This is a genomic window from Frateuria defendens (genome assembly GCF_001182895.1).
GTDB classification, from domain to species: Bacteria; Pseudomonadota; Gammaproteobacteria; order Xanthomonadales; family Rhodanobacteraceae; genus Frateuria_B; species Frateuria_B defendens.
The window spans coordinates 31633-57102 of the sequence record NZ_LFQR01000083.1 but is presented as its reverse complement, the minus strand read 5'-3'; the positions used below and the strand labels follow the sequence as shown (position 1 = coordinate 57102).

22 protein-coding genes are annotated in these 25470 nt (G+C 71.0%); 15 read left to right on the top strand and 7 right to left on the bottom strand.

The features are described 5' to 3' along the window. Nucleotides 1-38 precede the first annotated feature (38 nt). The 5 genes from trpB (at nt 39) to accD (ending at nt 3799) form a co-directional block, all read left to right on the top strand. Nucleotides 39-1256, top strand: coding sequence for a tryptophan synthase subunit beta (gene trpB, locus ACH65_RS12390; RefSeq protein ID WP_049622911.1), 1218 nt, complete (start codon nt 39-41; stop codon nt 1254-1256). A gap of 34 nt (nt 1257-1290) precedes the next feature. Beyond that, nucleotides 1291-1683, top strand: coding sequence for a DEAD/DEAH box helicase family protein (locus tag ACH65_RS19075; protein WP_049622910.1), 393 nt, complete (start codon nt 1291-1293; stop codon nt 1681-1683). After that, entirely contained in the window at nt 1641-1895 is a 255-nt protein-coding gene (locus tag ACH65_RS19070) for a hypothetical protein (RefSeq protein WP_153242585.1), read from the top strand. The genes ACH65_RS19075 and ACH65_RS19070 overlap by 43 nt, the downstream gene beginning before the upstream one ends. A 6-nt stretch (nt 1896-1901) precedes the next feature. Beyond that, complete coding sequence (trpA, locus tag ACH65_RS12375; RefSeq protein ID WP_049622908.1) at nt 1902-2702, top strand: tryptophan synthase subunit alpha; 801 nt, start codon at nt 1902-1904, stop codon at nt 2700-2702. A 227-nt stretch (nt 2703-2929) separates the two neighbouring features. Further along, nucleotides 2930-3799: an acetyl-CoA carboxylase, carboxyltransferase subunit beta gene (accD, locus tag ACH65_RS12370; protein ID WP_049622907.1), complete on the top strand. Its 870-nt coding sequence runs from the start codon at nt 2930-2932 to the stop codon at nt 3797-3799. 298 nt (nt 3800-4097) lie between these two features. On the opposite strand, the gene ACH65_RS12365 is transcribed toward accD, so the two are convergent. The 3 genes from ACH65_RS12365 to ACH65_RS12355 form a co-directional block, all read right to left on the bottom strand. Beyond that, nucleotides 4098-4781, bottom strand: a complete 684-nt coding sequence (locus ACH65_RS12365) for a DUF2968 domain-containing protein (RefSeq protein WP_082190299.1) — start codon at nt 4779-4781, stop codon at nt 4098-4100. A gap of 1695 nt (nt 4782-6476) precedes the next feature. Further along, nucleotides 6477-7040, bottom strand: coding sequence for a phosphatase PAP2 family protein (locus tag ACH65_RS12360; RefSeq protein WP_049622905.1), 564 nt, complete (start codon nt 7038-7040; stop codon nt 6477-6479). After that, on the bottom strand, nt 7009-8169 hold the full coding sequence (locus ACH65_RS12355) for a glycosyltransferase family 4 protein (RefSeq protein WP_049622904.1): 1161 nt from the start codon (nt 8167-8169) through the stop codon (nt 7009-7011). Before ACH65_RS12355 ends, ACH65_RS12360 begins: the two co-directional genes overlap by 32 nt. A gap of 126 nt (nt 8170-8295) precedes the next feature. On the opposite strand from ACH65_RS12355, the gene ACH65_RS12350 reads away from it, so the two are divergent. From ACH65_RS12350 to ACH65_RS12320, 7 genes are all read left to right on the top strand, one after another. Further along, nucleotides 8296-8739: a DUF4399 domain-containing protein gene (locus ACH65_RS12350; RefSeq protein ID WP_049622903.1), complete on the top strand. Its 444-nt coding sequence runs from the start codon at nt 8296-8298 to the stop codon at nt 8737-8739. Nucleotides 8740-9113: 374 nt separating this feature from the next. After that, entirely contained in the window at nt 9114-10514 is a 1401-nt protein-coding gene (gltX, locus tag ACH65_RS12345) for a glutamate--tRNA ligase (RefSeq protein ID WP_049622902.1), read from the top strand. 241 nt (nt 10515-10755) lie between these two features. Beyond that, on the top strand, nt 10756-12012 hold the full coding sequence (locus ACH65_RS12340) for a TolC family protein (protein WP_049622901.1): 1257 nt from the start codon (nt 10756-10758) through the stop codon (nt 12010-12012). Continuing rightward, the gene (locus tag ACH65_RS12335) at nt 12009-13145 is read left to right on the top strand and encodes an efflux RND transporter periplasmic adaptor subunit (RefSeq protein ID WP_049622900.1); all 1137 of its coding nucleotides are present in this window, start codon (nt 12009-12011) and stop codon (nt 13143-13145) included. The genes ACH65_RS12340 and ACH65_RS12335 overlap by 4 nt, the downstream gene beginning before the upstream one ends. Nucleotides 13146-13148: 3 nt before the next feature. Further along, nucleotides 13149-16229, top strand: coding sequence for an efflux RND transporter permease subunit (locus ACH65_RS12330; RefSeq protein ID WP_049622899.1), 3081 nt, complete (start codon nt 13149-13151; stop codon nt 16227-16229). An 89-nt stretch (nt 16230-16318) separates the two neighbouring features. After that, the gene (locus ACH65_RS12325; RefSeq protein WP_049622898.1) at nt 16319-16585 is read left to right on the top strand and encodes a hypothetical protein; all 267 of its coding nucleotides are present in this window, start codon (nt 16319-16321) and stop codon (nt 16583-16585) included. A gap of 63 nt (nt 16586-16648) precedes the next feature. Further along, nucleotides 16649-17131, top strand: coding sequence for a transcriptional repressor (locus tag ACH65_RS12320; RefSeq protein WP_049622897.1), 483 nt, complete (start codon nt 16649-16651; stop codon nt 17129-17131). 191 nt (nt 17132-17322) lie between these two features. On the opposite strand, the gene ACH65_RS12315 is transcribed toward ACH65_RS12320, so the two are convergent. Further along, on the bottom strand, nt 17323-19320 hold the full coding sequence (locus ACH65_RS12315; protein WP_049622896.1) for a TonB-dependent receptor domain-containing protein: 1998 nt from the start codon (nt 19318-19320) through the stop codon (nt 17323-17325). Nucleotides 19321-19407: 87 nt separating this feature from the next. On the opposite strand from ACH65_RS12315, the gene ACH65_RS12310 reads away from it, so the two are divergent. The 3 genes from ACH65_RS12310 to ACH65_RS18580 all read left to right on the top strand — a co-directional run bounded on the left by ACH65_RS12310 (nt 19408) and on the right by ACH65_RS18580 (nt 21101). Then, on the top strand, nt 19408-19842 hold the full coding sequence (locus tag ACH65_RS12310) for a MerC domain-containing protein (RefSeq protein WP_049622895.1): 435 nt from the start codon (nt 19408-19410) through the stop codon (nt 19840-19842). A gap of 36 nt (nt 19843-19878) precedes the next feature. Continuing rightward, nucleotides 19879-20871 (top strand): cation diffusion facilitator family transporter, encoded by a 993-nt coding sequence (locus ACH65_RS12305; protein WP_049622894.1) that lies wholly within the window; start codon nt 19879-19881, stop codon nt 20869-20871. 68 nt (nt 20872-20939) lie between these two features. After that, nucleotides 20940-21101 (top strand): 30S ribosomal protein THX, encoded by a 162-nt coding sequence (locus ACH65_RS18580; protein WP_064504852.1) that lies wholly within the window; start codon nt 20940-20942, stop codon nt 21099-21101. Nucleotides 21102-21197: 96 nt separating this feature from the next. Here the strand turns inward: ACH65_RS18580 and hutI are convergent, their stop codons facing one another. The 3 genes from hutI to ACH65_RS12290 are packed head-to-tail and all read right to left on the bottom strand — an operon-like array spanning nt 21198 to nt 25425. Then, entirely contained in the window at nt 21198-22427 is a 1230-nt protein-coding gene (gene hutI, locus ACH65_RS12300; RefSeq protein ID WP_049622893.1) for an imidazolonepropionase, read from the bottom strand. Further along, entirely contained in the window at nt 22424-23857 is a 1434-nt protein-coding gene (locus ACH65_RS12295) for a chloride channel protein (RefSeq protein WP_082190297.1), read from the bottom strand. The genes hutI and ACH65_RS12295 overlap by 4 nt, the downstream gene beginning before the upstream one ends. Then, nucleotides 23854-25425: a bifunctional GNAT family N-acetyltransferase/carbon-nitrogen hydrolase family protein gene (locus tag ACH65_RS12290; RefSeq protein WP_049622892.1), complete on the bottom strand. Its 1572-nt coding sequence runs from the start codon at nt 25423-25425 to the stop codon at nt 23854-23856. The genes ACH65_RS12295 and ACH65_RS12290 overlap by 4 nt, the downstream gene beginning before the upstream one ends. Between the last annotated feature and the right edge of the window lie 45 nt (nt 25426-25470).

Here is a 25470-nt window from a genome sequence, read left to right as displayed (position 1 = left end):
GCCGCAACCTCCCGGCGGCCGGACGACGGATGCGAACGATGGCAACCCCCAAGATCGACGATTTCCTGCACTGGCCCGACGCGCACGGCCGCTTCGGCGCCTACGGCGGCAGCTACGTGGCCGAGACGCTGATGGCGCCGCTGGCCGAACTCACCGAGGCCTACCTGCGCCTGCGCGAGGATCCCGAGTTCGTCGCCGAACTCGACCACGACCTCAAGCACTACGTGGGCCGGCCGAGCCCGATCTACCACGCCGAGCGGCTCTCGCAGCACGTCGGCGGCGCGCAGATCCTGCTCAAGCGCGAAGACCTCAACCACACCGGCGCGCACAAGATCAACAACACCGTGGGCCAGGCGCTGGTCGCCAAGCGCATGGGCAAGCGCCGCATCATCGCCGAGACCGGCGCCGGCCAGCACGGCGTGGCCAGCGCCACCGTGGCCGCGCGGCTGGGCCTGGAATGCGTGGTCTACATGGGCGCGGTGGACATCGAGCGGCAGAAGATCAACGTCTACCGCATGAAGCTGCTCGGCGCCGAGGTGGTGCCGGTGACCTCGGGCTCGAAGACGCTCAAGGACGCGCTCAACGAGGCGATGCGCGACTGGGTCACCAATGTGGCCGACACCTTCTACATCATCGGCACGGTGGCGGGCCCGCATCCGTACCCGCTGATGGTGCGCGACTTCAACACCATCGTCGGCCGCGAGGCGCGCGAGCAGATGCTCGAAGGCTACGGCCGCCTGCCGGATGCGATCACCGCCTGCGTGGGCGGTGGCTCCAATGCCATCGGCATCTTCCACGCCTTCCTCAACGACCGCGCCGTGCGTCTGGTGGGGGCCGAGGCGGCGGGTGAGGGCATCGCCACCGGCCATCACGCCGCCTCGCTGGCCGCCGGCCGCCCCGGCGTGCTGCACGGCAACCGCACCTACGTACTGTGCGACGACGACGGCCAGATCACCGAGACGCACTCGGTCTCGGCCGGCCTCGACTACCCGGGCGTGGGCCCCGAGCACGCCTTCCTCAAGGACGCCGGCCGTGCCGAGTACGTCGGCGTGACCGACGAGGAAGCGCTGGAAGCCTTCCACCTGCTGGCGCGCACCGAGGGCATCCTCGCCGCGCTCGAATCGAGCCATGCCGTGGCGCAGGCGATCAAGCTCGCGCGCGAATACCCCAAGGACAAGCTGGTGCTGTGCAACCTGTCCGGTCGCGGCGACAAGGACGTGCATACCATCGCCGCCCGCGAAGGCATCTCGCTTTGATCGCGCCGGCGATCTTTCGCGGAAGGACCTCGCCGTGACCGGCCAGGCGCCGCTCGCGCTGTTCCTGATCGGGCCGCCGGCGGTGGGCAAGATGACGGTGGGCGCCACGATCGCGGCGCGCACGGGGCTACGCCTGTTTCACAGCCACCAGACCATCGACCTGGTGCTGCCTTTGTTCCGGTTCGGGTCCGCGCCGTTCGAACGGCTGGTCCGCGGATTCCGGCGTCGGATATTCGAGGAGGTAGCCCAGAGCGACCTGCCCGGATTGATCTTCACCTACGTTTGGGCCTTCGACCAACCGAAGGACGCGCAGATCGCCGAAGAGCTGGCCGATGTCTTCCGGGAGCGCGGGGGCGGGCGTTGTTCGTGGCCCTGCATGCGGACTTGGAAGAACGCCTGCACCGCAACGAGAGCGCGTTCCGGCTAGAACAGAAGCCGTCCAAGCGCGATGTGGCGGCCTCCCGCGAGCGCTTGCTGGCGGCGGAAGCGAGGCATCGCTTCCACGCCGGCGAGTACTTTGCGGGCCGCCCGGACTATTTGCATATCGACAACACCGCGCTGGCGCCCGAGGCGGCCGCCGAGCGCGTCATCGCCGCCTTTGACCTGCCGCTTGCCGGGCAGGCGGAGCCACAGGGGTAGTTATCCATGAATCGCATCGACCGACGTTTCACCACCTTGAAGGCCACCGGCCGCACCGGCCTGATCCCCTTCGTCACCGCCGGCGATCCCTCGCCCGGTCATGCCGTGGCCCTGATGCGCGCGCTGGTCGCCTCCGGTGCCGACGTGATCGAGCTGGGCGTGCCGTTCTCCGACCCGATGGCCGACGGCCCGGTGATCCAGCACGCCAGCGAGCGCGCCATCGCCAAGGGCGTGGGCCTGGGCGACGTGCTCGGCTGGGTGGCCGAGTTCCGCCGCAGCGACGCGGACACGCCGGTGGTGCTGATGGGCTATTTGAACCCGATCGAGATCCACGGCTACGCGCGCTTCGCCGAAGAGGCGGTGGCGGCCGGCGTGGACGGCGTGCTGCTGGTGGACTGCCCGCTGGAGGAGTCGGCCGTGCTGGCGCCGCTGCGCGAGGCCGGCCTCAAGCAGATCCTGCTCGCCGCGCCCACCACCGCACCCGCGCGTATGGCAAAGCTGTGCGAGTCGGCGGAGGGCTTCCTGTACTATGTGTCGTTCGCTGGCATCACCGGCGCGGCAAGGCTGAGCACGGCGGACATCGCCGCGCGCGTGGCCGACATCCGCGCCAGGGCGAAGGCGCCGGTGGCGGTGGGCTTCGGCGTGCGCGACGCGGCGAGCGCCAAGGCCATCGCCGGCTTCGCCGATGCGGTGGTGATTGGCAGCGCGCTGGTCGAACGGCTGGCCGGCGCCACGGAAGAGGGCGACATCGCCGATCGCGTGCAGGGTTTCCTGCGGCCGATCCGCGAAGCGCTCGACGCGCGGTAGGCGCACCGTTCCTCGCGCCCTCTCCCCGCCGGGGAGAAGGTTGGGGGGAGGGGCGGGTGCTCGCCGCGAGCCTGCCTGCAAGACGTGCTTTGCAGGCAGGTGGACGCAGCGTGCACTCGCCCTTAGTTTTCGCTCCCGTAGAGAGCGGGCAGCGCGCGGTGCCGCGCAGGTTCGCTTGGATGGACGGTGTCGCAGCGACGGCGTCCGGTTTCAGATCGAGGTCGACTATGAACTGGCTGCAGAAAATCATGACCCCGCGCGCGCCCACGCAGGCGTCCGCCGCCGGCAAGGGCAAGGTGCCCGAGGGCGTGTGGGAGAAGTGCGGCGGCTGCGGCGCGGTGCTGTACAAGCCGGAGCTGGAACGCAACCTGATGGTCTGCCCCAAGTGCGGCCACCACCACGCCATCGGCGCGCGCGCGCGGCTCCTGTCCTTCCTCGACGAGGGCAGCGCGCAGGAGCAGTGGGCGAGCCTGGAGCCCACCGATCCGCTCAAGTTCCGCGATTCCAAGAAGTACCGCGACCGCATCGTGGCCGCGCAGAAGTCCACCGGCGAGAAGGACGCGCTGCTGGCGATGAGCGGCAAGCTCAAGGGCCGGCCGCTGATGGCGGTGGCGTTCGAGTTCTCCTACATGGGCGGCTCGATGGGCTCGGTGGTGGGCGAGAAGTTCACCCGCGCCGCCGAGCGCGCGCTGGCCGACCGGAGCGCCCTGGTGTGCTTCTCCGCCACCGGCGGTGCGCGCATGCAGGAGGCGCTGTTCTCGCTGATGCAGATGGCCAAGACCTCGGCCGCGCTGGCGCGCCTGCGCGACGCCGGCGTGCCCTACATCAGCGTGCTGACCCACCCGACCACCGGCGGCGTGTCGGCGAGCTTGGGCATGCTGGGCGACCTCAACGTGGCCGAGCCCAAGGCGCTGATCGGCTTCGCCGGCCCGCGCGTGATCGAGCAGACCGTGCGCGAGACCTTGCCGGAAGGCTTCCAGCGCTCGGAGTTCCTGCTCGAGCACGGCGCCATCGACCTGATCGTCGACCGCCGCGAGATGCGCGACAAGCTGGCCGACGTGCTCGGCCTGCTGGCGAAGGCGCCGCGCGCGGCCTGAGCCGGCCTCGCCAAGTCAGCCGTGGATCGCCGATGCCGCCGCCAGGGCGGCATCGGCATTTTCGGCCCCGGGTTTTCCACAGCCGGTGTGGACGTCCCTGGGACAAGCCTGTGGGTAAGTGCGCCGGGCGGCTTTGCGGTCAGGGACTTGCTACGGCTTGGTGAATTTCTGCGCAAGGCGCGCCATCGTCACCGGTCGGCATAGCGCACGAGCGTGTCCGCCGAATCCGTGCCCCATCGCGCGCAGGCATCCGCTGCGCGCGATGTTTTCGTTTCGGCGGAAAGAAACGGCTGTCCGCTCAGGGCGAACTTGCTGCAGCGCTCGGGGCGATGGCGGCGGCCGCGGCATCGCTTTTCGCCGCGGGCGGCGGCAGCGTGAGGTCGAGGTTGGTCTGCTGCATTTCCAGCGCGCGGATGCGCTGCTGCATGGCATCGAGCTGGGCGCTGCTGTTGCGCAGGTCGCTGGACAGCGACACCGCCTGTTGCTGCGCCTGCTGCTGCAAGGCGACCACCTGGCGCGCCTGCTCCTGCTGGTGCGTGGCGTCCTGCTGCAGGCTGCGCAGGCGCTCCTCGTTGAGCGCGATCAGGTGGTCGGTGTAGCGCTTGCCGGCCTGCAGGCGCGCGGCCTCGATATCGACCTGCGCCAGCTTCTCGGTCTGCGTGCCGAAGGCGCGGTAGATGCTCTTCGCGTCGTTCGCCGAGTCGGTGTGGATCACGCGCCAGAACTCCTTCTCGTGGAACAGCACCACGTAGTAGCTCAGCTTGTCGGCATGGAACAGCAGGCTGGCGCCGTAGCTGCCGTTGCAGGTGGTGCGCTGCTCGGTGAGCTGGTGAGCATCCATCAGCTTGCGCAGTTCGTCCACGGTGCTGGCGTCCGCCGTGCCGCGCGGCGGCGGCGCTTCGGGTGCGGGTGCGGGCGTGGCAGCCGGCGGCGGCGCCTTGGGCGCATGCTTGGCCGGCGCGGCGGCGGCGAGCGCCGGCATGGCGAGCAGCGCAAGCCGACAGCTACCGCCGCGTGTTCGGCGAGCTGCCGCGCGACACGCTGATGCGCGTGTCGTCCGGCGAACCGCTGCCCTCGTCGCCCTGACGTCCTGAGAGTCCGTTCACGCTCTGCCGGCGGGGCGCTGCCGCCGTGGTGCGCGCCTTGTGCGCACGAGCCTGCGGCGCAGCAAGGGCCCGGACGCGACGGTCACGCGCGAGGCGGGCTCCTGCACGGCTCCGGGTGCGTTCTGGTGGCAGGATCGTGGCGCTGCCGCCGTTGGCGAAGCCGCTGCACGCGGCGCGGCGCATCGTTGTCGATGAAAGCGCTCGCACGCGCGCAGGGCTTCGTGTCCGGGCGTCGCCGCGAACGCGCGGGAGGCTATCGCGGCGGTGCTTCGCATCGCATCGCATCGCGACGCGCGCGCCGTGCTGCGAGATAGCGGCGTCAGCACCGACCTGCCGGATCCGTGCATGGGCGTGCCGCATTTGCCCAGCTCTTTGCCGGATTCGCCTAGCTCTTTGCCGGATCGGTTCATCGGAGTCCCGCTGCGCCCGGTGTAATGGTCTCACGCGCCGGTGCCCATCGGGCACGGTCGCAACGGCAGCGCCTGCCACCATGGGCGGCAGGCGACACGCATTGCGTGACGCAAATGGGGGATCGCATGAGTCGCATCTATCGCCACCTCTGGAGCGGCGCGGCGCGCAGGCGGTCGCACCGGAATGGGCGTCGTGAGGCAGTCTGGGTTTGTGTCGCCAACATGATGCGCCGGCGCCCGGCAAGGCGTGCACGAGCCGGTACGACCGGGCCTCGGGCAGCCGCGTGGAGATTCCAGGCGTCGCTAGCCGGAACGCATTGACCACGGAGCCGGTCCAGGCCGGCGTCGTGGGGGGACATGATGCCCTGTCATGTTGCTTCGCCATATGGATCGCCCCACCCCCGGGGTGTGCCATGTGCCTCCACGATGCCGCCCTGGGCCGGTTTCACACGGCTCGATCGAACGAACGATGCGGCATGTCGCCGCTCGGCGATGGGCGTCGCCATGAAAGCTAAGCTCGCGGCAGGCGGCCTTCTTGGGGAAGGCGGTTGCCTCGGCGAAGGCGCCGGCGGATTGCCGCTGGCGCCTTCGTCGTGTGCGACGTGCGCAATGTTTCGGCAAAGGTTTTCCACAGCGACTGTGGACGCGCCTGGGGTAAGCCTGTGGATAGGTGATCTATCTGCTTGAGCGCAAAGGTGGTGGCGACGTGTCGGTTAGAGAATGTGCAACCTCGTCGTCACGATGGTCGGCGCATCGAGACGATGCGTCGCGCCCATGGCTCCGACGTGGACGCGCTTTGCGCGAGGCGCCGTCCTCGCGCACGCACGCCGTGGCGGTTGACGCTGCGGCCCCCGTGTCTGGCAAGCGCAACGGCAGCGATGTTTTCCACAGCGTCTGTGGATGCACGTGGCGCAAGCCTGTGGATAGGTGGCCTATCTGCTTGAGCGCAAAGGCAGTGGTGACGCGCCGGTTACGGAATGCGCAATCCTGTCGTGGCGATGGCGAGCCGGGCGGATGCAGTGGACGGCGGGGTTGGCGCGGCAGGCGCGCTGCTTTTCCACAGCGCCTGTGGACGCGCCCGGGGCAAGTCTGTGGATAGGTGATCTATCTACCTGAGCGCAAAGGCGGCGCCGACGCGATGCCTAGAGAATGCGCAGCCTCTCAGGCCGCGATCGTTCCCAGCCACAGCGACAGCGCGCCCAGGCCGCCGCCGATCAGGGTCGCGGCCAGCACGTCGCTGGGGTAGTGCAGGCCGAGGATCACGCGCGAGATCGCCACCAGCGTGGTGAAGGTGACCAGCAGCGGCGCCAGCAGCGGGTACCAGGCCAGGGCCACCAGGGTGAAGCCGACCGCCTGCAGGGTGTGGCCGGAGGGGAAGCTGAACTCGTCCAGCGGCGGCACGTGCGCGATCACGCCGGGGCAGGCGCGGAACGGGCGCGGCCGGCGCGTCCAGCGCTTGAGCAGGCGGTACAGCAGCAGCGCGGCGAGGCCGGTGGCCGCCATGTGCATGGCGACGAGCAGCCCGCGGCGGCCGTCGAAGGCCGCCAGCGCGAGCATCAGCGCATACCAGAACACGCCGTCGCCGAGCCGGCTGACGGCGCCGAAAAACAGCCCCACCGCACGGCGCGCGCCCCAGCGGTTGGCCGCCACGCACACACGCCGGTCCAGCGCGAAGCGCGGGCCCAGCGGCAGTTCAGACGTGGACCATGGCGGTGTGGCGGACATGGCGTACCTCCTCGGCGAGTTGCTGCAGCAGCGCTTCGAATTCGCGGATCACCGCCTCCGGCGAGAGGCGCGCCATGCTGGCGTGCGCGTCGCGGCCCATGTGCCGGATCAGGCCGGGGTTGCCGGCCAGCTCCACCGCGGCGTCCACGAACGCGCGCTCCTCGCCCGAGGCGACACAGCGGCCGTTGCAGCCATCGCGCAGGTGCTCGCGCGCGGCGCCTTCCTCGTAGGCCACCACCGGCAGGCCGGCGGCCAGCGCCTCCAGCACCACGTTGCCAAAGGTCTCGCTCAGGCTGGGGAAGAAGAACACGTCGGCGCTGGCGTAATGCCGTGCCAGTGCCTCGCCGCGCTGCGGGCCGGCGAAGATGAAGTCGGGATGCGCGGCTTCGAGCGCGGCGCGCGCCGGGCCATCGCCCACCCACACGTAGCGGGCCTGCGGCAGGCGCCGCTGCAAGGCGCGGAAGGCCCTCACCGCGAGGTCGAGGTTCTTCTCCGGCGCGATGCGCCCCACGTACAGCACCACCGGCGTATGGCCGTCCACGCCCCATTGCGCGCGCAGCGCAGGGTCACGCCGGCTGGGGTGGAACAGCGCGGTGTCCACCGCGCGGCGCAGCAGGCGCGCGTTGTCCACGCCCAGCTCTTGCAGCTCATGCACCAGCGCCTCGGTGGGCACCAGGGTGCTGGCGCCGCGGCGGTGGAAGCGGCGCAGGTAGCCGCGCACCAGCGGCGTCAGCACGCCGAGGCCATAGTGCCCGGCATAGGCGTCGAAGCGGGTGTGGAAACCGGTGGACACAGGGATGCCCAGGCGGTTGGCGGCGCGCAGGGCGGACCCGCCCAGCGGACCCTCGGTGGCGATATAGAGCGCATCGGGCCGCAGCCGCGCCCAGCGCCGGCGCAGCATGCGCCCGGCCGGCAGGCCCAGGCGCAGGCCGGGGTAGCGGGGCAGCGCAGCGCCGCGCACTTCGGTGGCGAGGATGCCCGGCTCGTCGGCGAACGGCTGCGGCTGGCGCGGGCGGATCACTTCCACCGTGTGGCCGCGCGCGGCGAGGCCGGCGGCGAGGCTGTGCACGGTGAGGGCGACGCCGTTGATCTCGGGCGGATAGGTTTCGCTGACGATGCCGATGCGCATGGGCCATCACCTGTGCTGGCTCGATGCAGCTTGTCCGGGCCAGGTTGCGCGCGCGTGGCGCGTGCATGACGCGGCGGTGACGGCGGGCGCTACACTGCGCGGACTCATCCTGCGGAGATACGACCGATGAAGCGCATCCTGTTCGCGACACTCCTCGCCGCCTCCGGCGCCGCGGCCGTCGCCGCCGACAACCAGGCCGCCGGCGGCCTGCCGGTCACCAAGGCGCCGGCCGGCGCCGAGGTCTACATCATCGCGCCGAAGGACGGCGCCACCGTGGGGCCGGAGGTGACGGTGCGCTTCGGCCTCAAGGGCATGGGCGTGGCGCCCGCGGGCGTGAAGAAGGAAGGCACCGGCCACCACCACCTGCTGGTCGACGTGAAGGAACTGCCCGCGGCCGGCCTGCCGATCCCGAAGGACGACAACCACCTCCACTTCGGCAACGGCCAGACCGAGACCACCGTCAAGCTCAAGCCCGGCACGCACACGCTGCAACTGGAACTGGCCGACGAGAACCACGTGCCGTTCGAGCCGGCGGTGGTGTCGAAGAAGATCACGGTGCACGTCAAGTAACGCGGTGCACATCGAGCAACACGGTACGCGTCGAGTAACACGAGGCATGTCGAGCAAGCCGCGGCCTCCGGCTTTTCCCTCTCCCCCCGGGGAGAGGGCAGGGTGAGGGGGCTCGCGCAAGCGGGGCTAGCTTCTTTGGGTTTGTTCGGGCACCGACAGCAGCGTGCTTGCTCGACGTACAAAAACAAGCACGCACTCTCGTTCTTCCCAAGGTTCCTGCACGCCCCGCCCCTCACCCGGGCCCTCTCCCCAGCGGGGAGAGGACGCGCGTGGCGGCAAGGTGAAGATGTTTGGGCACCAAGCCGCTCATGCGGGCCAGCGCCGCCGGCATCGGCTAAAATCTCCGGCTTCGCCTCGCAAGCCAAAGCCCTCCGATGACCGTCCGTACCCGCTTCGCCCCCAGTCCCACCGGCTTCCTGCACATCGGCGGCGCCCGTACCGCGCTGTACTGCTGGCTGGAGGCGCGCCGCCGCGGCGGCGCGTTCGTGCTGCGCATCGAGGACACCGACCGCGAGCGCTCCACCGACGCGGCGGTCAAGGCCATCCTCGATGCGATGGCGTGGCTGGGGCTCAACGCCGACGAGGGCCCGGTCTACCAGACCGAGCGGCTCGGGCGCTACAAGGAAGTGGCCGAGCGGCTGCTCGCCGAAGGCAAGGCCTACTACGCCTACGAGAGCAAGGAAGAGATCGAGGCGATGCGCGAGGCCGCCATGGCCAAGGGCGAGAAGCCCCGCTACAACGGCTACTACCGCGATCGCAACGAGCCCTACCGCGACGACCCGAACCGGGTGATCCGCTTCAAGAACCCGCTGGAAGGCGCGGTGGTGTTCGAGGACAAGGTAAAGGGCCGCGTGGAGTGGGCCAACGCCGAGCTCGACGACCTGGTGATCTTCCGCTCCGACGGCTGGCCCACCTACAACTTCGCGGTGGTGGTGGACGACATCGACATGGGCATCACCGAGGTGATCCGCGGCGACGACCACGTCAACAACACGCCGCGCCAGATCAACATCTACCACGCGCTCGGCGCACCGGTGCCGGAGTTCGCGCACCTGCCGATGATCCTCGACAAGGAGGGCAAGAAGCTCTCCAAGCGCACCAACTCGGTGAGCGTGATGGAGTACCGCGAGGACGGCTTCCTGCCGCACGCGCTGCTCAACTACCTGGTGCGGCTGGGCTGGTCGCACGGCGACCAGGAGATCTTCTCGGTGGAGGAGATGATCCGCCTGTTCGACGTGGCCGACGTCAACAAAGCCGCCTCGCGCTTCGACACCGAGAAGCTGGCCTGGCTCAACCAGCAGTACCTGAAGTCCGACGACCCGCAGGCGCTGGCGCCGGAGTTCGCCTGGCACCTGGCGCGCGCCGGCATCGACGCCAGCCACGGCCCCGCGCCGGCCGACGTGATCGTGGCGCTGCGCGACCGCGTGCACACGCTCAAGGAAATGGCCGAGCGCGCCAAGATCTGGTACAGCCCGATCGTCGAGTGGGACGAGAAGGCGGTGGCCAAGCACCTGAAGAACGAGACCGCCGCGGCGGTGCTCGGCGAGGCCAGGGCATTGCTCGCCGGCTGCGAGTGGAAGCCCGAGGCGATCCACCAGGCGGTGGAACAGATCGCGGCCAAGTTGGCGCTGGGCATGGGCAAGATCGCCCAGCCGCTGCGCGTGGCGATGACCGGCACCCAGGTATCGCCTTCCATCGACCACACCGTCTACCTGGCCGGGCGCGAGGAAGCGCTCAAGCGCCTCGACGACGCGCTGGCCCGCGCCGCGGCTTGAGTGCAGCGAGCGTCTCGTGCGGCAGCTTGTCGCACGAGACGGGGGCGACATCGCCGCTTGCCCAAGGCGGCGGCGCGAGCATGAATGGCGAAATTTGCTGCATCGCAGCGAGAAAGAGTGACGAAAGAAAGCCGACCTAGCTTGGCGGGTTCCGGCCCTGGTCTTTCCGACGTTCTGCATGGCTCGCCTGCGTGACTCCCTACGCCTTCTTCCAGGTGTCTTCTTGTGTGCCGCAGCATCGATGCTGCAGGCGGCGCCCGCGGGCGCGCCGGGCGCCGCCGACGGGCCGCTCAGCCTGCGGCGCGCGCTCGACCTGATCCCGCTGCGCAATCCGGACGTCGGCATGGCCGACATCGCGGTGCGCCAGGCCGAAGCCGACGAGACGACCGCGGGCGAGCGCCCCAACGGCCAGCTCAGCCTTTCCACCAGCGACATCAATACGGCCGGCCACAACGGCCCGGGGTCGTACTGGGACAAGTACTACGACACCATCGTCAGTTTCAGCCAGACCTTCGAGCGCGGGCACAAGCGCCGCTTCCGCCTCGACCAGGCGCGGGCCAGCCTCGACGCCGCCCACAGCGACTACGCCAACGTGCTGCGCCTGGCGCGGCTGGCGGTGAGCGATGCGTACTGGGAGTTGAAGCGCAGCGAAGAGAAGCTCGCCAACGCGCAGGCGCTGGCCGACATCGAGCATCGCTCGCTGCACGCGGCCGAGCAGCGGCTGCATGCCGGCGACGCGCCGGCGCTGGACGTGCAGCGCATCCGCATCGAGACCGCGCAGGCCGACAGCGCGCTCGATGCCGCGCGCAGCGCGCGCGACGACGCCCGGGTGACGCTGGCCGGCCTGCTGGCCTGGCGCGGCGGCTACGAGCAGCTCGCCACCACCGACGACTGGCCGGCCGGCACGCCGGACGCGGCCGGGCCGGGCGGCAAGCCGGACGAGCGCGCCGACGTGCTTGCCGCCGAGCAGCGCGTGCACGCTGCCGAGGCGGCGCTCGAAGGCGCCCACGCGCTGCGCCACCGCGACATCACCTTCAGCGTGCAGTACGAGCACGCGCCGGCGCCCGGGCCGCCGCCCACGCCCGGCAACGGCAACACGCTGCTGGGCGTGGGCGTGAGCATCCCGATCTTCACCGGCAACGGCTACCACGGCGAGATCGCCCGCGCCCACGCCGACCTCGACGCCGCCCAGGCCACGCGCGACCGCGCCGCGCTCGAGGCGCAGAACGATCTTGCCCGTGCCCGCGCCGACCTCGCCGCCGCCGCCGCCCGCGCCGCGCGCTACGACGGCGGCCTGCTGGAACAGGCCCGCCAGGCGGCGGCCACCGCCGAAACCGCCTACGCGCGCGGCGGGCTCGGCCTCACCGATCTGCTCGATGCGCGCCGTGCCTTCAAGGCCGTGCAGGACGACGCCACCGACGCCCATGCGGACTATGCCGAGGCGCAGGATGCGCTGCGCGCCGCCGTACCGAACCTCGCCGAGGCATCGACCCCATGAGCATCCCCACCAAGCCCCTGGCCCTCGTTCTGCTCGTCGCGCTCGGCGGCGCGCTGGCCTGGCACCTGCACGGCCAGCGGGCCGTGGCGAAGGCGGCGCCCGCGAGCGAGTCGGAAACCAGCGGCGACACCGTGCGCTACCCCGCCGGCGCCTCGCAGCTGAGCTACCTGGAGATCGAGCCCGTGCACGCGGTGCCGGCGCCGGCGATGGACGCGCAGCCGGGCAAGATCGCCTTCGACGAAGACCACACCGTGCGTGTGATGAGCCCGGCCAACGGCCGCGTCACCCAGCTGGTGGCCGAGCCCGGCGCGGTGGTGAAGCAGGGCGACGTGCTGGCCTGGATCGATTCGCCCGACTACGCCCAGGCGCGCGCCGACGCCAGCAAGGCCGCCGCCGACAGCGCGGCCAAGGCCAAGGCGCTCGGCCGCGCCGCCGAGCTCACCCGGCTCGGCGTGCTGGCGCAGAAGGACCTGGAAGCCGCCGAGGACGACGCCGCGCAGGCGCGGGCCGAGGCCGCGCGCGCCAGCGAGGTGCTGCGCAACCTCGACCCCTCCGGCCACGACGGCCCGCGCTACGCGCTGCGCGCGCCGATCGCCGGCACCGTGGTCGATCGCACCATCAATCCCGGCCTTCAGGTGCAGAGCGGCGGCGCGCCCCTGTTCGTGATCACCGACGCCAGCCACCTGTGGGCCAGCTTCGAGGTGCCCGAGCGCGATGCCGGCAAGGTGCGCGCGGGCCAGCGCGCCAGCGTGGAGGTGGACGCGCTGCCCGGCGAGCGCTTCGACGCGCACATCCTCTACGTGGGCGGCGCGCTCGACCCGTCCACCCGCCGCTTCACCGTGCGCGCCGCGCTGGACAAGCCGGACGAGCGCCTGAAGCCGGAGATGTTCGCCCGCATCACGCCGATCGACGCCAAGCCCGCGCCGCTGGTGGCGGTGCCGAACACGGCGCTGGTCAACATGGGCCTGCATCACTACGTGTTCGTCGAGATCGCGCCCGGCACCCTGCAGCGCCGCGAGGTGCGGCTCGGCCTCGCCGGGGAGAACCGTTCCTGGCTGCGCGAGGGCGTGCGCGAGGGCGAGCGCGTGGTGACGCGCGGCGCCGTGCTGCTCAACGGCGAACTGGCGGAGTAGGCGATGCTCGGCAAGATCATCGACTTCGCGCTGCGCCAGCGCGTGTTCGTGGTGGTGCTCACCGCGATGCTGGCGATCGCCGGCCTGTACGCCTTCGTGCAGCTGCCGATCCAGGCCTTCCCCGACGTGCAGGACGTGCAAGTGCAGGTGATCTCGCTGGTGCCGGGGCAGGCGCCGGAGGAGGTGGAGCGCACCGTGACGCTGCCGATCGAGCGCGCCATGTACAGCGTGCCGCGGCTCTCGCAGCTGCGCTCGGTGTCGATGGGCGGCCTCTCGGTGGTCACGCTCACCTTCAGCGACCACACCGACGACTACTTCGCCCGCGCGCAGACGCTGGAGAAGCTCACCCAGGTGACGCTGCCGCAGGGCGTGCAGCCCAGCCTCGGCCCGCTCAGCACCGCGGTGGGCGAGGTCTACCGCTACGTGATCGAGGCGCCGCCCTCGATGCCGCTGAACCAGGTGCGCGCGCTGCAGGACTGGGTGGTGGACCCGGCCATCCGCCAGGTGCCCGGCGTGGCCGACGTGGTGAGCTTCGGCGGCGCCATCCGCGAATACCAAGTGCGGGTGGACCCGGACAAGCTGCGCCGCTACGGCGTCTCGCTGGAGCAGGTCTCGCAGGCCCTGCAGGCCAACAGCGCCAACGGCGGCGGCGGCCTGCTCAACCGCGGCGACGAGGCGCTGGTGGTGCGTTCCATCGGCCTGGTCGGCTCGGTGGACGACATCGCGCGCATCCCGGTGGCGAGCCAGAACGGCCAGCCGGTGCGGGTGGGCGACATCGGCGCGGTGGCCATCGGCGACCGCGTGCGCTCAGGGATCATCGGCTACGACCGCCAGGACGACGTGGTCGAGGGCATCGTGGACATGACCAAGGGCGAGGACCCGGCCAAGGTGGTCGCCGCGCTCAAGGTGAAGCTCGCGGAGCTGGCGCCGCAGCTGCCCAAGGGCGTCTCGCTGCGGCAGGTGTACGACCGCACCGAGCTGGTCCACCACACCGTGCACACGGTGGGCGAGAACCTGCTCACCGGCGCGGTGCTGGTGATCGCGGTACTGCTGCTGTTCCTGCGCAACCTGCGCGCGGCGCTGATCGTGGCGGTGATCATCCCGCTGGCGCTGCTGGTGGCGTTCCTCCTGATGCACCTGCTCGACGTGGACGCCAACCTGATCTCGCTGGGCGCGGTGGACTTCGGCATCATCATCGACAGCGCGGTGGTGCTGGTGGAGGCGCTGATGGTGCGGCTCGCCGCCGAGGCCGCGCTGGGCGCGCAGGGCCTGTCGCCGCGCGCCGCGGTGGCCGCCACCGCGGGCGAGATGGGTACGCCCATCCTGTTCTCCAAGGCGATCATCATCCTGGCCTTCCTGCCGATCTTCACCTTCCAGCGGGTGGAGGGAAAAATCTTCGCGCCGATGGCGATGACGCTGGCCTTCGCGCTCGCCGGCGCGGTGGTCTACACGCTCGTGCTGGTGCCGGCGCTGCTCTCCTGGGCGGTGAAGCGGCCGGGCATGGAGGAGAAGGAAACGCGCTGGATGCACGCGCTGCAGGAGGGCTACCGCCGCCTGCTCGAACGCCTGCGCGCGCGGCGCAAGCTGGCCTTCGGCGTGGCGCTGGCGGCGCTGGTGGCGGCCTTCGCCATCGTGCCGCTGCTGGGCAGCGAGTTCCTGCCCGAGCTGGACGAGGGCAACATCTGGCTCAGCATCGACCTGCCCAACTCCGCTTCCTTGCAGACCACCAAGGGCATCGAGCAGCGGGTGCGCGCGATCCTGCTCGGCTACCCGGAAGTGACCCAGGTGGTGGCCCAGGTCGGCCGCCCGGACGACGGCACCGACTCGCACGGCCCCAACCAGATCGAGATCCTGGCGGACTTAAAGCCGCACGGCGAATGGCGCTTCCCGAGCAAGGAGGCGCTGGTCGAGGACATGTCGCGGCGCATCCACCAGCTGCCAGGCATTCCCACCAACTTCTCGCAGGTGATCCAGGACAACGTGGAGGAATCGCTTTCGGGCGTTAAGGGCGCCATCGCGGTGAAGGTGTTCGGCCCCGACCTCGATGTGCTGGAGGCCAAGGGCGAGGAGATCGCCGCGGCGCTGCGCAAGGTGCCGGGCTCGGCGGACGTGGAGGTGTACCGCATCGGCGGCCAGAGCGAGCTGGACATCGAGCTGGACCGCGGCGCGCTGGCGCGCTACGGACTCAACGTGGCCGACGTCAACACCACCGTGGCCGCCGCGCTGGGCGGCGCGGCGACCAACAGCGTGTACGAGGGCGACCGCATCTTCGACCTCACGCTGCGCCTGGCCGCGCCCTACCGCAACTCCGTGCAGAGCGTGGGCGAGCTGCCGGTGACGCTGCCCAACAACGCCGGCAGCATCCCGCTCTCGTCGGTGGCGCACATCGCCATCCGCCAGGGCGCCTCGCGCATTATGCGCGAGGGCGGCAGCCGCATCGTGGCGGTGAAGACCAACGTGCTCGGCCGCGACCAGGGCGGCTTCACCAGCCAGGCGATGGCCGACGTGGCGCGCGAGGTGAAGCTGCCGCCGGGCTACCGCGTCACCTGGGGCGGCCAGTTCGAGAACCAGCAGCGCGCGATGAAGCGCCTCGCGCTGATCGTGCCGCTGTCGCTGGCCGGCATCTTCATCCTGCTGTTCTGGGCCTTCGGCTCGATCCGCAAGGCGCTGCTGGTGCTGGCCACGGTGCCGTTCGCGATGATCGGCGGCCTGCTGGGGCTGTGGCTGGCCGGCCTGCACCTGTCGGTGTCGGCGGCGGTGGGCTTCATCGCGGTGGCCGGCATCTCGGTGCAGAACGGCGTGATCATGGTGGAGCAGATCGTGGCCCTGCGCCGGCGCGGCGACGACGTGCTCGCCGCCACCGACGAAGGCGCGGTGAACCGCCTGCGCCCGATCCTGATGACCGCGCTGATGGCCGGCCTCGGCCTGATGCCGGCCGCGCTCTCGCACGGCATCGGCTCGGAGACGCAGCGGCCGTTCGCCACCGTGATCGTGGGTGGCATCGTCACCGCCACGCTGATCACGCTGCTGATCCTGCCGCTGCTGTACCCCTATGCGGAAGAGCGCGAGGGCGCCGCGCGCTGAGGCGCGGCCCCTCGCGCGGCCGCGGCGCTTGCGCAGGGCGGGCGGCTGGCCTACACCGATGCGGTGGCCGTGACGGCGAGTGAGGTGGGATGGCCGATTGGCTGGACAAGGTGCTGCGGGGTGTGGACCTGCAATCGCCGGATGCGTTCGGGCAGCTGTTCCTCAACCTGATGGAACTGGTGCCGTGGGCGGCGCTGTTCTGGTGGAGCGTGCTGTTTGCCGTGGTCGGCGCCGTGCTCGGCTGGCGGCGCGGGCGCACGCTCGAAGGCGTGCTGTGGGCGCTGGCGCTGGGGCCGTTCGGCTGGCTGGCGGTGCTGCGGCGTCCGCGCCGCCGCCCGCCGCCGTTGCCGCGCTGAGGGCCTGTCCGCGCGCCGAGTCGCGCTTGCCGGGCGGTGTATCATCGGGGCGAGGTGAAACCCATGAGCCAAGCCACGTCCACCAAGTTGCAGCCGCACCGTCACCAGGACGACCCGAAGGGCTTCGTGACGGCGGTGGAGCACGCCAGCGAGGAACGTGGCCTGCGTCTCACCCCGCTGCGCCGCGAGGTGCTGGAACTGGTCGCCGCCGCCGGCAAGCCGGTGAAGGCCTACGACCTGCTGGACCAGCTGCGCGAGCGGCACGGCAACGCGGCCCCGCCCACGGTGTACCGCGCGCTCGACTTCCTGCTCGAGCACGGCTTCATCCACAAGCTCGAATCCATCAACGCCTTCGTCTCCTGCCACCATCCGGCGGAGGCGCACCAGGTGCCGTTCCTGATCTGCGATGTCTGCGCCAGCGCGCAGGAGGTGTGCGACACGCGCGTGGCCGACCTGATCGAGGCGCAGGCCAAGGCCTTCGGCTTCCGGCCGCAGGCGCAGACGCTGGAAGTGCACGGCGTCTGCCGCAACTGCCGCAAGGGATAGGCGCGGGCGCATCGCGGCGCGAGCCGGCGCCTGTATCGAAACTCTCGACGTCGAAAGCGCCGGGCGCCCGCCCGGGGCATTCGCCTTGGCATGAATAAGGTGCGGGCGCGGCACATCCCGTGCAGCGCCCCGCGTTTCCGGTGCTTGGCGGGGAGGAGGTGCCGCACCGGAAAATCGAACCTGGCGATGGATCAGAAGTAGGCGCGTACGCCCACCGACACGTTGCGTCCCGGCAGCAGCACTTCGTCCTTGAACAGCGAGGTCGCCAGCCGCGCCTTGCGGTTGGTGAGGTTGTTGCCGTCCACGAAGGCTTCCCACTGGCTGCGGTCGCCGTCGTGGAACGTCCAGGCGAGGTGCGCGTTGACCAGGGTGTAGCCGGCGGTCGGGGTCTCGAAGGCGGCGGTCTGGTCCTGGCGGAAGTAGTGCACGGCGCCGAGGCTGGCGCGCAGCGTGTCGCGGCTCCAGCTGAACTGCGTGCCGAGGCGGCCGGCCGGGATGCGCGGCAGGTTGCCGCCGTGGTCGTCGAGCCGGGCACGCACGGTGTCGCCGTACACGCGCAGGTCCCAGGCGCCGCCGGCGTTCCTGGCCAGGTGCACGGTGGCCTCGGCCTCGGCGCCGCGGAAGGTGGCGTTGTGCTGCGACCACTGGCGCACCGGCAGGTCGTCCTCCACCAGGCCGGTGTCGGCCAGGTAGATGAAGTTGCGGTAGCGGTTGTAGTAAACGCCCACTTTGCCCTCCACGAATTGGCCGTGGTAGTGCAGGGCGAGCTCGGCCTGGTTGGCGGTTTCCTTCTTCATCGCGGGGTTGCCGATCTCGAAGCTGTGCGAGGCCTCGTGCGGGCCGTTGGCGAACAGCTCCTCCTCGGCCGGCGCGCGCTCGGCATGGTCGAGGTTGAGGCTCAGGTGCCACGGATCGCTGAAGCGCCACGAGGCGCCGGCCGAGTAGCTGGCCGGGTTGAAGCGGCGCCGGCGCTCGCCCTCGGGCGAGGCGGTCTGGCGGTCGCGGCGCGCGCCCAGTTCCAGCTTCACCGGCCCGAACTCGCGCTGCTCGGTGAGGAAGGCGCCCCAGGCCTTGGTGATGGTGGCCGGTACGAAGGTCTCCTCGCCGATGGCGGCGAAGTTGCGCCGCACGTACTGCACGCCGAAGGCGCCCTCCCAGCCGGCCAGCGGCTCGTGGGTGAGCAGCAGGCGGCCTTCGTTGGCCTGGGTCTTGAAGGTGGTGCCCAGCGACCCGCCGACGTATTCCACGTGCTGGTAGTCGTTGTGGCCGAAGCTCGCCTCGGCCTTGGCGATGCCCGGCAGCGGCCGGTTGAAGCCGCCCTTCAGGTCGTAGCGTTTCTGCGCCAGCTTGATGTGCACCGGGTCCTCGCCCGCCGCGGCGTCGCCGGGCTCGGCGGGGCTGCCGTAGTCGTCCATGTAGCGCGACACGGAGAGGCCGAGGTAGCCCCAGTCGCCCAGCAGCGAGGCGCCGAGCGCGCCGGAGGTGGTCTTCACCTGGCTGTTGGCCTGGGTGCCGCCGGGGATGTCGTAGCTGCCGTCGTCGCGGCGCATGCCGTCCACGTGCAGGGCGAAGCCGTCGTTGCCGGCGTCGGCGCGGAACACGCCGGTCTTGCCCTCGGTGACGCTGTCGTAGCGGCCTTCGGCGCGGCCGCTGAAGCCGTTCTCGGGCGCCTTCATCGGGATGCGCCCGTCCACCACGTTGACCACGCCGCCGATCGCGCCGGAGCCGTAGAGCAGGGTGGAGGGCCCCTTCAGCACCTCGATCTGGTCGGCCAGGAACGGCTCGATGGAGACGGCGTGGTCCTGGCTGATGTTGGACACGTCCTGCGAGCCCAGGCCGTTCTCCAGCACCGCCACGCGCGGGCCGTCCATACCGCGGATCACCGGCCGGCCCACCGCCTTGCCCAGGCCCGCGGTCTGCACGCCCGGGATCGCCGAGACCGTCTCGCCCAGCGTGCCGGCCTTGGCGTCGTCCAATTGCGAGCCGGCGAGCACCGCCACCGGCGCCACGATGTTGTCGGCCTGCTGGCCGAGCGGCACGGCGTTCACCGTGATGGTGTCGAGATCGGCTACCTTGCCCTTCTTGCCGCGCTGGGCGTCGGCGGCTGCGTCGGCATCCGCCGCGTACAGCGGCAGCGAGGCGCCGCCCAGGCTGGCGGCCAGGGCGAGGGCGATAACGGTCTTGCGCATGGGGGAAGACTCCGTGGTATCGGGGAGGGTTATGTTATAAAATAACAATTCGTCCCCTTGAGCAAGTTCTTGCGAGCAGCGATCCCCATGAATCCCGGGCAGGACCAACCCACAAATTGGCGACAGCTGGCCGACCGCATCGGCGCGGGCGCCTCGTTCCTGTGCGCCATCCACTGCGCCGCCTTGCCCTTCGTGCTGGCGGCGTTGCCGGTGCTGGGGCTGGAGTTTCTGGCCGACCATCGTTTCGAGCACGGCTTCGTGCTGTTCGCCAGCGCGCTGGCGCTCGCCAGCCTGCTCAGCGCCTACCGGCACCATCGCCGCGCGCTGCCGCTGATGCTGGCGCTGCCGGGGCTGTTGCTGTTGTTGCTCGGCGTGACCGTGGCCGAGCGCTATCCCATCGCGCTGCACAGCACCCTGGTGACCACCGGCGGCCTGCTGGTGGCGGTCGCGCACTTCGTCAATCTGCGCCTGCACCGGCTGGTGCACCAGCACGGCTGCGCCGTGCCGGCGGCCGAGCAGTGATTGTGTAACGGCGCCGGCGCTACCTAGCATTCACGCATGTCCACCGCTCATCCGCCTATGCACGACCACGTGCACGACCACGTGCACGATCACGATCACGATCACGATCACGCGCATCCGCACGGCCATGCCCATGGGCACGGCGGCAGCAGCCGCAAGCTGTTGCTCGCGCTGCTGCTGACCACCGCGATGATGGTGGTCGAGGTGGTGGGCAGCGTCTGGTCCGGTTCGCTGGCCCTGCTTGCCGACGCCGGGCACATGCTGGTCGACACGCTGGCCCTGCTGCTCGCCTTCGTCAGCGCCTGGCTGGCGACCAAGCCGGCCGACGACCGCCGCAGCTACGGCTACGCGCGGCTGGAGGTGCTGGCCGGCTTCGTCAATGCGCTGACCCAGTTCGTGCTGGTCGGCTTCATCGTGTGGGAGGCGGTCAACCGCCTGATGCGCCTGGAAGAGGTGCACATCCTCTCCGGCGTGATGCTGTGGGTCGCGGCGGTGGGCCTGCTGGTGAACCTGTTCGTGCTGCGCTCGCTGCACGGTCATGCCCATGACGACATGAACGTGGGCGCCGCCGCGCTGCACGTGATGGGCGACCTGCTCGGCTCGGTGGCGGCGGTGGCGGCCGCGCTGCTGATCGGCTGGCTGGGCTGGACCTGGACCGACCCGGTGCTGTCGCTGCTGGTGTCGCTGCTGATCCTCGCCAGCGCCTGGCGACTGCTGCGGCGCTCCTCGCACATCCTGCTCGAAGGCGTGCCCGAGGGGCTGGACCCGGCCGAGATGGAGGCCACGCTCGGCCAGGCCGACGGCGCCATCCGCGGTGTGCACCACCTGCACGTGTGGCAGCTCGCTTCCGGCTCGCGCATGGCCACGCTGCATGCGGAGCTGCACGACCAGCGCGCCGCCGCGCGGGCGCTCGACGCCATCAAGCACCTGCTGCGGCAGCGCTACGACATCCGCCACGCGACCGTGCAGATCGACCCCGAGCGCTGCCCCGACGAGCACGGCGGCTGCACCGGCCACGAACGCCACTGACTTGCGCTTTACCCGGTCGCTGATAGGATGGCGGCCCCTCCAATCATTTGCGAATCAAGGAGTTTCCAATGGGCAAGGGCGATCGCAAAACCCGCCGCGGCAAGATCTACCGCAGCAGCTACGGCAACAACCGCGCGCATGACGCACAGCCGGCCGTGGTGGGCGCCAAGCCCACCGTGACCAAGCCGGCCGTGGCCAAGAAGGCGGCGCCGAAGAAGAAGTCGGCCTGACGCCTCCCGGCTCTTGCGGGCCGGTCGATGGATGACAAAAAACCCCTGCCCCGGCAGGGGTTTTTGTTTGCGCCTGCGCCGGGATGTGACCGCTGCTCAGGCCTCGACCGGCGAGCCCGCCAGGTACACCCGGTCGAGCAGCGCGCCGCCGATCCAGTAGCACAGCTCCGCCGGGTTGCGCGCATGCCAGATTGCGAGGTCGGCGCGCTGGCCCGCCACCAGCGTGCCGCGGTCGTCCAGGCCGAGCGCGCGGGCGGCGTTGGCGGTGATGCCGCGCAGCGCCTCCTCCGGCGTCAGCCGGAACAGCGTGCAGGCCATGCCGGCGGCGAGGCGCAGGGAGAGTAGGGGCGAGGTGCCGGGGTTGCAGTCGGTGGCGACGGCGATGGGCACGCCGTGCGCGCGCAGGCGCCCGACCGGCGGCAGGCGGGTTTCGCGCAGCGCGTAGAAGGCGCCCGGCAGCAGCACCGCCACGGTGTTGGCGGCGGCCATCGCGGCGATGCCGTCTTCGCTCAAGTGTTCGAGGTGGTCGGCGGACAGGCCGCGGTACTCGGCCACCAGGGCCGCGCCGCCGAGGTCGGAGAGCTGCTCCGCATGCAGCTTCACCGGCAGGCCGAGTGCGCGGGCGCGCTCGAACACGCGGCGGGTTTCCTCGCGGCTGAAGCCGATGCCTTCGCAGAACGCATCGACGGCGTCGACCAAGCCATCTTGCGCCAGCGCGGGCAGCATCGTGTCGGCGACCAGCGCGACGTAGTCCGCGCGCCGCTCGCGGTACTCGGCGGGTAGCGCGTGCAGGCCCAGGAAACTGGTGCGCACGGTGAGGCCGAGTGCTTCGCCGAGGCGCCGCGCCACGCGCAGCATGCGCCGCTCGGCGGCCGGCTCCAGGCCGTAGCCGGACTTGATCTCCAGCGTGGTCACGCCGTCGGCCAGCAGGGCCTGCGCGCGCGGCAGCGACTGCGCGAGGAGCGCGTCCTCGTCGAGTGCGCGGGTGGCGGCGACGGTGGCGGCGATGCCGCCGCCGGCGCGGGCGATGTCCTCGTAGCTGGCGCCGTTCAGGCGCAGGTCGAACTCGTGCGCGCGCTGGCCGCCGAACACGAGGTGGGTGTGGCAGTCGATCAGGCCAGGCGTGACCAGCGCGCCGTCCAGCGATTCGACGTGGGCGGCGAGGCGGCTGGCCTCGCGCGGCAAGGCGTCGAGCGGGCCGACCCAGGCGATGCGGCCGTCGTGGACGGCGAGCGCGCCGTGCTCGATCAGGCCATACGGCGCGGGGCCCGCGAAGGTGGCGAGCCTGGCATCGAGCAGCAGGCGGTCCCAGCGCGGCGCGGTCATGGGCGTTCCGGGCGGTCGGGGCCGGGCAACTCCTGCTTTTCGGCGGGGCCTTCCGGCGTGGTCCCGGCCTCCGCCTCCGCGGCCGTCGCGGCGGCGCCCGCTCGCGCGTGGGCCTCGATCAGCACGTCGGCCAGCGCGTGGTACACCGGCTTGCGGCACAGCAGGGACGAGGCGGCGCGCGCCAGCAGGCAGGTGGCCATGATCGGCAGCGCCATCTGCTGGTTGGCGGTCAGCTCCATCGAGATCACCGTGGCGGTGAGCGGTGCCTGGGTGACGCCGGCGAGGTAGCCGGCCATCGCCAGCAGCACCACGGCGGAAGGGTCGGAGCCGGGCAGCATGGCGGCGAGGTTCTGCCCCAGGCCCGCGCCCACGGCCAGCGCCGGCGAGAAGATGCCGCCGGGGATGCCGGCCCAGAACGAGGCGATGTTGCCGAGGAACTTCAGCACGCCGAAGGCCTGGCCGGTCTCGCTGCGGTTCTCCAGGATGGCCCGCGCCTGCTCGTAGCCGGTGCCGTAAAGCCCCGCGTGGGTGAACTGGCTGAGCAGCACCAGCGCCAGGCCGCAGCCGGCGGCGAACAGCACCGGCGAGCGACCGCGCAGCCGGCCCACGTGCCCGGCCAGGCCGTGCGCGCCGGGCAGGATCAGCCGCGCGAACAGCCCGCCGGCCAGCCCGCACACCGCGCCGGTGGCGAGCACCGCGAGCCAGGCCTTGCCCAGCGGCAGCATGATGTCGAAGCGGCCGAAGTAGGCGTAGTTGCCGAGTATGCCGAGCGACACCACGCCGGCGATGATCACCGCGGTGAGGATGATGCCGCTCATGCGGTGCTCGAACGCGCCGCTCATCTCCTCGATGGCGAACACCACGCCGGCCAGCGGCGTGTTGAACGCGGCGGCGAGCCCGGCGGCGGAGCCGGCCAGGATGAAGCGCCCGGCCGCCGCCGGTTCCGCGAAGCCGAAGCGCCGGCCCAGCGAATAGAGCAGGCCGGCGCCCACGTGCACGGTCGGCCCCTCGCGTCCCACCGAGGCGCCGCCGAGCAGCGCGGCCAGGGTCAGCGCGATCTTGCCCAGCGCCACGCGCAGCGAAAGCAGGCTGCGGCGGAAGGTCTCGTCCTCCACCTTGAGCGCGGCGATGGCCTGCGGGATGCCCGAGCCGCGCGTGGCACGGAGCGCGCCCTGGGTGAGCCAGGCGAGCAGGGCGAACATCGCGGGGGTGATCAGGAAGGGCCAGAAGCGGCTGTGCTGCTCGGCGCGGTGGAACAGCTCGAACACGCAGTCCGCCGCGCTGGCGAAGCCCACCGCGGCCAGGCCCACCAGCACCGCGCCGCTCCAGAACAGGATGCGCCGGCGCCAGTGCACCGCCGAGAACAGGTCCGAGTCGCCCAGCCACCGGGGCTTGCGCGGCGCCGGGGGGCGCGTGTCTTCCCCGCTCACGGGGCGCCTTCCGGCGTGCGCGTCCAGCGCGTCTCGTAGAGGTCGAAGCGCCGGTCCTTGAGGTTCTGCACCGCGCCGGCGTTGCGCGCGCGGGCAAGGTTGTCCAGGCGCAGGTCGGCGAACAGCACGGTCTCGATGTTGGGCGTGGAGTCGGCGGCGACGCCGTCGCGCGCGAAGGGGAAGTCGCTGGGCGTGAGGATGCAGCTCTGCCCGTACTGGATGTCGAAGTTGTTCACGCCGGGGAGGTTGCCCACGTTGCCGGAAAGCACCACGTAGCACTGGTTCTCGATCGCCCGCGCCTGCGAGCAGTAGCGCACGCGAAGATAACCTTCGCGCACGTCGGTGCAGAAGGGCACGAACAGGATCAGCGCGCCCTGGTCCACCAGGTGGCGCGCCACCTCGGGGAATTCGGAGTCGTAGCAGATCATCACGCCGATCGGCCCGCAGTCGGTCTGCACCGTGGCCGCGCTCTCGCCGCCGGTGATGTTCCACACGCGGCGCTCGCTCGGCGTGGGGTGGATCTTCTCGCGCTCGTGGATGGAGCCGTCGCGCAGGCACACGTAGCAGACGTTGTGGATGTCGCCGTTGGCCTGCTCGGTGGGGTGCGAGCCGCCGATGATGTTGATGTTGTAGCGCACCGCCAGGTGGCTCAAGAGCGCCTTCACCTGCGGCGTGTACTGGCTGAGCTTGCGGATGGATTCCACCGGCGGCAGCTCGGCGTTCTCGATCGAGAGCAGCTGCAGCGTGATCAGCTCGGGAAAGGTGACGAAGTCGGCGCCGTAGTCGGCGGCGATGTCGGTGAAGTATTCGACCTGGGTGGCGAACTCCTCGAACGAGGCGATGCGCCGCTGCAGGTATTGCACCGTGGCCACGCGCACCGCGTCGGGCAGGCGCTGCGGCGTGGGCACCGGCGGGATCTCCGGCTGATCGAGCAGGTGCGGATTGCGCCACACCAGGTGCGCGGCGTAGCCGAGCGACTCGTAGTCGGACGGCACGTAGTTGCGCAACAGGCCGATCACCTCGAAGTGGTTGGCGAGCTGGAAGCTCAGCGTGGGGTCGCGCCGGCGCCGCTCGACCACCGCCTGCACGTAGGCCTCGGCGCTGCCGTAGCGCTGCACCGCCTTCGCCAGCCCGGGGATGCGCCCGCCGAACACGATGCCGCGCAGCTTCAGGTCCATGCACAGCCGCTTGCGCGCCTGGTACAGGCGCTGGCCGATGCGCAGGCCGCGGTAGTCCGGGTGCACCACCACTTCCATGCCGTAGAGCCAGTCGCCCTCCGGGTCGTGCCGCGAGGCCATGCCGCCGCCGGTGATCTGCATCCAGGTGTGCGGCTTGAGCGCGGCCTCCTCGCCGATGCGGAAGGTGGCGCAGTAGCCGACGATGCGCCCTTCGTACTCGACCACGAACTGGCCTTCGGGAAAGTGCGTCTGCTGGGAGCGCAGCATTTCGGCCGAGTGGCCCCATTCGGGCGTGTAGACGCGCCCGGTGAGCGCGACCAGCTGGGGGATGTCGGCCGAGGTGGCCTGGCGCAGGCTCAGCTTGGCCGGATGGGCGGTGGGCGTGGGCATGGCCGCATTATGCCCTCGCCTCGATGGCGCCGGCAGGCGCAGCGT